This is a genomic window from Agromyces binzhouensis, from assembly GCF_004135055.1.
In the GTDB taxonomy this organism is placed as follows: domain Bacteria; phylum Actinomycetota; class Actinomycetes; order Actinomycetales; family Microbacteriaceae; genus Agromyces; species Agromyces binzhouensis.
In genome coordinates this window covers 1-4,216 of the sequence record NZ_SDPL01000280.1, presented here as the reverse complement: position 1 = coordinate 4,216, position 4,216 = coordinate 1, and the positions used below count along the sequence as shown (strand labels likewise).

Sequence of the window (4,216 nt, the reverse complement as noted above, 5' to 3'; positions counted from 1 at the left end):
CTGCCGACGCGCCCGAGCCGGCGCCCGTCGGCGACGACCACGAGGGCGAGCGCGGGGTCGCGGTCATCCCGCTCGGGGGTGTCGCCGCCATCACGACCCCGGCCGCGCGGAAGCAGCGGACGATCCGCGTGGCTCGCGAGGCGCCCGCGTCCGACGTGCCGGTCGTCCTCTCGATCGAGGGACTCGTCAAGCGCTTCGGCGACACCACCGCGGTCGACGCGATCAGCCTCGGCATCCGCGCCGGCTCGTTCTACGGCATCGTCGGCCCGAACGGTGCGGGCAAGACCACGACGCTCTCCATGATCACCGGGCTCCTCCGACCCGACGGCGGGTCGGTGCACGTCAACGGCATCGACGTCTGGAAGGAGCCGCGGGCGGCCAAGCGCATCACCGGCGTCCTGCCCGACCGGTTGCGCCTGTTCGACCGGCTCACCGGCGCCGAGATGCTCTACTACGCCGGATCCCTGCGCGGACTCGACCATCGCACCGTGCTCGATCGCAGCGCCGACCTCGCCGACGCGTTCGGCCTCGAGGACGCCCTCGACCGGCTCGTCGCCGACTACTCGGCAGGCATGACGAAGAAGATCGCCCTCGCCTGCGCCATGATCCACTCGCCGCGCATGCTCGTGCTCGACGAGCCGTTCGAGTCGGTCGACCCCGTCTCGGCGGCGAACCTCACCGACATCCTCGAGCGCTACGTCGCCGGTGGCGGCACCGTCCTGCTCTCGAGCCACAGCATGGACCTCATCGAACGCGTCTGCGACTCGGCGGCGATCATCGTGGGCGGGCGGGTCCTGGCATCCGGCACGCTCGACGAGGTTCGCCGCGGCGACACGCTCGAGGACCGGTTCGTCGAGCTCGCGGGCGGACGCAAGGCAGCGGAGGGCATGGAATGGTTGCACAGCTTCTCCGACTGAAGCTGCGGCTGCTCGGGAACATCTTCAAGCGGAGCGCATGGCAGGTCGTCGGCCTCTCCGTCGCGATCGTCTACGGTCTCGGCATCTCCGCGCTGCTCTTCCTGATCCTCGTGGGCCTCCGCTCGGTCGACGACGTCGCGCTGGTGCGCGACGTGCTCGTGGTCTGCGGCGCGGCGACCGTGGTCGGGTTCCTCGTCGTGCCGCTCGTGTTCGGCGTCGACGACACCATGGACCCTCGGCGCTTCGCGCTGTTCGGCATCCCCGACCGCACCATCGCGCTCGGGCTCGCCCTCTCGGCCATGATCGGCGTGCCCGCGGTCGCGCTCGCCATCGTGCTCACGGGCACCGTCGTGACCTGGTCGCGCGGGTTCGGCTCCACGGTGTTCGCGGTCCTCGGCGCGCTGCTCGCGTTCGCGACGTGCCTCCTCGCGGCCAGGCTGACGGCCGGCATCGCCGGGCTCCTCCTCGAGACCCGGCGGGCGCGAGACGTCGGCACCGTCCTCGGCGTGCTGTTCGTGGTCATGATCGCGCCCATCGCCGTGGCCCTGACCACGGTCGACTGGGCGGCATCGGGTCGGCTCGCGATCGGCGCGATCGCCGGCGCGCTGTCGTGGACCCCCCTCGGCGCCGCGTTCGCCGTGCCGGGCGAGGCCGCATCGGGCGCGTGGGGAGTCGCGCTCGTGAAGCTCCTGATCGCCGGAGCGAGCGTGTGGCTCGGCTGGCTGGCCTGGAAGGCGCTCGTCGCGAAGATGCTCGTGACCCCGGGCCGGGAGGCGAGCGTGCGCAGCTACCACGGCCTCGGCTGGTTCGGCCGCACGACGAGCGGCCCGACCGGGGCGATCGCGGCGCGCAGCACGACGTACTGGTTCCGCGACTCGCGCTACTGGGTGTCGCTGCTGATGGTGCCCATCGCGCCGGTCCTGGTCATGCTTCCGCTCGGCATCGCAGGCGTGCCGTCCATGTACCTGGGGCTCATCCCCGTGCCGCTCGTGTGCCTCCTGCTCGGCTGGAGCCTCCACAACGACACCGCCTACGACAACACCGCGATCTGGCTGCACGTCGCGTCGGGCGTGCGCGGCGCGGCCGACCGCTTCGGTCGCCTCGTGCCCGTCCTCGTCGCGGGGATCCTCGTGATCGGACTCGGCAGCGCCGTCACCGTGTTCGTGCTCGACGACTGGCGCCTCCTGCCGTCGCTGCTCGGCGTGAGCACCGCGCTGCTGCTCGCCGGGCTCGGCGTCGGGTCGATCACGTCGGCGGCGATGCCCTACCCCGTGGTCAAGCCCGGCGACAGCCCGTTCCAGCAGCCGCAGTCGACCGGCGGCATCACCGCGCTGGTGCAGTCGCTCGCGATGTTCGCCGCGCTGCTCATCGCCGCGCCCGCGATCTGGTTCGCCGCACTCGGCATCTTCGACGATCCGTCCTGGCACATGGTCTCCCTCGCGGCGGGCGCCGGGCTCGGCGTGCTCGTGCTCGTCATCGGCGTGTTCGGCGGCGGGCGCGTCTTCGAGCGTCGGGCTCCCGAGATCGTCGCGGCGGCCGTCCGGGCCTGACGGCGGCGTAGACTTCTCGGCATGATCCGACCCGCGCAGGCGAGCATCGCCGACCCCGACGCGCCCGGTGGCGGCACCTCGGTCCTCGATCGCGAACTCGAGAAGCTGCTCGAAGAGGAGCACATCGAGCCCGGCGACCACGAGCGGTTCTCGCACTACGTCAAGAAGGAGCAGATCCTCGAGTCTGCGATGACCGGCAAGCCGGTCCGCGCGCTGTGCGGCAAGAAGTGGACGCCCGGCCGCGACCCGGAGAAGTTCCCGGTCTGCCCGGCGTGCAAGGAGATCTACGAGCGGATGAAGAAGGGCTGACGCCCCCGCCGCGACGGGCCGCTCAACGGTACGTCGTCGGGATCACCGGCTCGCCGCGGCCGAGGCGGAACGCCTCGATCGGCAGTTCCTGCATGACCTCGGCGCGGTGCGCGCGAGCGGCCTCGACGCCCGTGTGGCCCGTGTAGGCGGCATCCGCTCGGCCCTCGTGCATCAGCCGCACCATGAGCGGCCGCAGCTGGTCGTCGGCCGCGAACTCGTCCTCGCCGTCGGGGCCGTCGCCGACGAAGACGAGCTCCTCGCGTGCGGTGCGCGTGGAGTCGATGCGGCGGGCCGCGTTCTTGCGGCCGCCGATGCTGGTCTTCTTCGTGGACGCCTTCGCGACGTTCACCCACTCACCGTCGTCGCCGCGCCGGGCGACGAGCTTGTACACCATGCCGGCGGCGGGGAAGCCCGAGCCGGTCACGACGGACGTGCCCACGCCGTAGGCGTCGACCGGCGCACCGGAGAGCGCCGCGAGCGTGAACTCGTCGAGGTCGCTCGTCACCGTGATCCGGGTGTTCACCGCGCCGAGTCCGTCGAGCTGCTCGCGCACGGCGGCGACGACGGTCGGGAGGTCGCCCGAGTCGATGCGGACCGCGCCGAGTCCGGGGCCGGCGACGCGGACCGCGGTCTCGACGCCGGTGGGGATGTCGTACGTGTCGATGAGGAGCGTGGTCCCGGCGCCCATGGCGTTCACCTGCGCGCGGAAGGCGTCCTCCTCGCTGTCGTGCAGCAGCGTGAACGCGTGCGCGGCGGTGCCCATGGTCGGGATGCCCCACGTGCGACCGGCCTCGAGGTTGCTCGTGGCGTCGAACCCGGCGATGTAGGCCGCGCGTGCGGCGGCCACGGCGGAGCCCTCGTTCGTGCGGCGCGAGCCCATCTCGGCGATCGGCCGGCCGAGCGCGACCGACACCATGCGCGCGGCGGCGCTCGCGACCGACGAGTCGTAGTTCAGCACCGAGAGCACGAGGGTCTCGAGCATGACCGCCTCGGCGAACGGCGCTTGGATCGTCACGAGCGGCGAGCCCGGGAAGTAGGCCTCGCCCTCGCGGTAGCCCCAGACGTCGCCATGGAAGCGGTAGTCGGCGAGCCAGTCGAGCGTCTCGTCGCGCACGACGCGCTGCTCGCGGAGGAACTCCAGTTCGGCGTCCTCGAATCGGAAGCGCTCGATCAGGTCGAGCATGCGCCCGGTGCCCGCGACGATGCCGTACCGTCGCCCGTCGGGCAGGCGCCGGGCGAAGGCCTCGAAGAGGCTCTCGCGGTGGGCGGTGCCGTCGAGGAGCGCGGCATCCACCATGGTGAGCTCGTAGCGGTCGGTGAACAGCGCAGCAGACCCGGTCACCCGGCCAGCCTAGTGCGCGGGGTCAGGATGTCGCGGCGGCGGCGCTCGGCGGGGCGGCGGCGCTTGGCGGGGAGGCGGGCCGACGCGCCCGCGTGCTC

Annotated in this window: 4 protein-coding genes; 3 read left to right on the top strand and 1 reads right to left on the bottom strand. The window is 72.3% G+C overall.

All coding sequences use genetic code 11. From position 1 onward, the window contains the following. Positions 1 to 122: 122 nt before the first annotated feature. The 3 genes from ESO86_RS12520 to ESO86_RS12510 are packed head-to-tail and all read left to right on the top strand — an operon-like array spanning position 123 to position 2,776. On the top strand, positions 123 to 917 hold the full coding sequence (locus tag ESO86_RS12520; RefSeq protein WP_129235328.1) for an ABC transporter ATP-binding protein: 795 nt from the start codon (positions 123 to 125) through the stop codon (positions 915 to 917). Beyond that, positions 893 to 2,467: a hypothetical protein gene (locus ESO86_RS12515; RefSeq protein WP_129235327.1), complete on the top strand. Its 1,575-nt coding sequence runs from the start codon at positions 893 to 895 to the stop codon at positions 2,465 to 2,467. Before ESO86_RS12520 ends, ESO86_RS12515 begins: the two co-directional genes overlap by 25 nt. Positions 2,468 to 2,488: 21 nt before the next feature. Continuing rightward, a complete protein-coding gene (locus ESO86_RS12510; protein ID WP_129235326.1) occupies positions 2,489 to 2,776 on the top strand; it encodes a DUF3039 domain-containing protein in 288 nt (95 codons plus the stop codon). 22 nt (positions 2,777 to 2,798) lie between these two features. Here ESO86_RS12510 and ESO86_RS12505 read toward each other — a convergent pair whose 3' ends face one another. Continuing rightward, positions 2,799 to 4,118, bottom strand: a complete 1,320-nt coding sequence (locus ESO86_RS12505) for a nicotinate phosphoribosyltransferase (RefSeq protein ID WP_129235325.1) — start codon at positions 4,116 to 4,118, stop codon at positions 2,799 to 2,801. Between the last annotated feature and the right edge of the window lie 98 nt (positions 4,119 to 4,216).